Origin of the sequence: Microcystis sp. M49636_WE2 (assembly GCF_030065375.1) — a bacterium.
GTDB lineage: Bacteria > Cyanobacteriota > Cyanobacteriia > Cyanobacteriales > Microcystaceae > Microcystis > Microcystis aeruginosa_C.
The window spans coordinates 1-1859 of record NZ_JASJFG010000465.1; the positions used below are offsets into that span (position 1 = coordinate 1).

A 1859-nucleotide genomic window follows, 5' to 3' on the forward strand; every position below is an offset into this window, starting at 1 on the left:
CTAACAACAATCCGACTAAAATCAAAGATAAGAAACAACCCAAACCAGAATCATTGACAGAATAGCTGCGGAAAAAGTTGTTATTCACGGCTCAACCCTCGATTCATCAAAGCTGCAATTATCTTTAACCTAACACATTCCTAACACATTGCCACGGTTAAATCTTCCTTTTTGCTCACCGGTTACTAGCTCTATTCTGCCTTGGGTTTAGTTTTGAGCGAGATTATCTTGACTGACATCCTCAGCAAATCTGCTGGCGAGTGGATCGTCCGATTGTTATAATAGTCAGTCCCTATCTACCATATCTCTAAAAACCATGAGCGATCCTCGTCTATCTCTAGTTGCCGCTGCCCGAAGATTTTATCAACTGGGTTGGATGCTTGGCACGGCAGGTAATTTATCCGCTAAAGTTGATGATCATAGTTTTTGGATTACTGCCAGTGGCAAAAGTAAAGGTAAACTCACAGAACAGGATTTTGTGCGCGTAGATCTGACGGGAAAAGTCAGAGAATTAGCTCATCGGGATAATCGTCCTTCGGCAGAAACTAGCATTCATCAGGTGATTTATCGTCTCTTTCCCCAAGCGCAAGCTTGTTATCATGTCCACTCGGTGGAAGCGAATTTAGTTTGCCGTTTTGCTCATCTGGGTAAGTTATCGTTACCTCCCTTAGAAATGTTGAAAGGTTTAGGTATTTGGGTAGAAAATCCTGAAGTATTTATGCCAGTTTTTGCTAACTATCTCGATGTGCCGAAAATTGCCGCAGAAATAGAAAGTAGATTCTCAACTTTCCCCCCAGAAATTCCCGCTTTACTCATTTCTGACCATGGCGTGACGGTGTGGGGTGAGTCTCTAGAAACTACCGAGAATTATTTAGAGATAGTTGAGTATATTTTTCGTTATCTAGTGTTAAGAAGGATTTAAACCGCTTATTCTTAGATTAGCCGAACTTCCCCCAATCCCTTTACTGTTGCCTTTTGCCTCTTGCCTTTTGCCTCGTCTCAACAAGCAATTTAAATTACGAACAGCTTCGCTATCTAGTGGCAGCCTATCAGTTGACACTGTCGTGCTTCGCTGTTCTATGCTGGCGGAACCTTTCATCTCCGAGGTGAAACCGAGAGTTCCTTCAAGCCGACATTATAGGTAAAACCTTGTTAAACCTTCATCGAAAATTTGGGTCTGAAACCCCGTCGTTCTACGACGGCTTTACTGTTAAATATGAGCATCGTTTACGAAATATATGCTAAAATGTGAGATATGGAAAAAGCCTATTCTTACCGATTTTACCCCACACCCGAACAAGAGTCGCTATTGCGGCGCACATTGGGCTGTGTAAGATTGGTTTACAACAAAGCTCTCCATCTCAGAACACAAGCATGGTACGAAAAGCAAGAAAGAGTAGGATATGTTCAAACTTCTTCAATGTTGACCGATTGGAAAAAACAAGAAGAATTAGACTTTCTCAATGAGGTAAGCTGTGTACCTTTACAACAAGGGTTAAGACATTTACAAACAGCTTTTACCAATTTCTTGGCTGGTCGGACTAAGTATCCTAACTTTAAGAAAAAACATCAAGGAGGAAGTGCCGAATTTACCAAATCTGCTTTTAAATTTAAAGACAGACAAATCTATTTAGCTAAATGCACAGAACCTTTACCTATTCGATGGTCAAGACAAATACCAGAAAGCTGTGAGCCAAGTACAGTAACAGTCAGATTACATCCCTCAGGACGTTGGCATATCTCAATAAGATTTGATGACCCAACGATTAAGCCTTTACCAGTAACCGATAAAGCCATCGGAATTGACTTAGGAATTAGTAGCCTAGTAATTACCAGCAATGGCGATAAAGTATCTAATC

Annotated in this window: 2 protein-coding genes; both read left to right on the forward strand. The window is 40.9% G+C overall.

Annotated features, from left to right (window positions below):
- The first annotated feature begins 316 nt into the window (after positions 1-316).
- The gene (mtnB, locus tag PX484_RS11010) at positions 317-922 is read left to right on the forward strand and encodes a methylthioribulose 1-phosphate dehydratase (RefSeq protein WP_288103829.1); all 606 of its coding nucleotides are present in this window, start codon (positions 317-319) and stop codon (positions 920-922) included.
- Positions 923-1255: 333 nt separating this feature from the next.
- Positions 1256-1859: RNA-guided endonuclease InsQ/TnpB family protein (locus PX484_RS11015; RefSeq protein ID WP_288103831.1), on the forward strand; the 604-nt coding region annotated here is incomplete at its 3' end.

Coding starts and splice junctions, on each gene's coding strand:
- mtnB (WP_288103829.1), top strand. CDS start 317: ATGAGCGATCCTCGTCTATCTCTAGTTGCCGCTGCCCGAAGATTTTAT.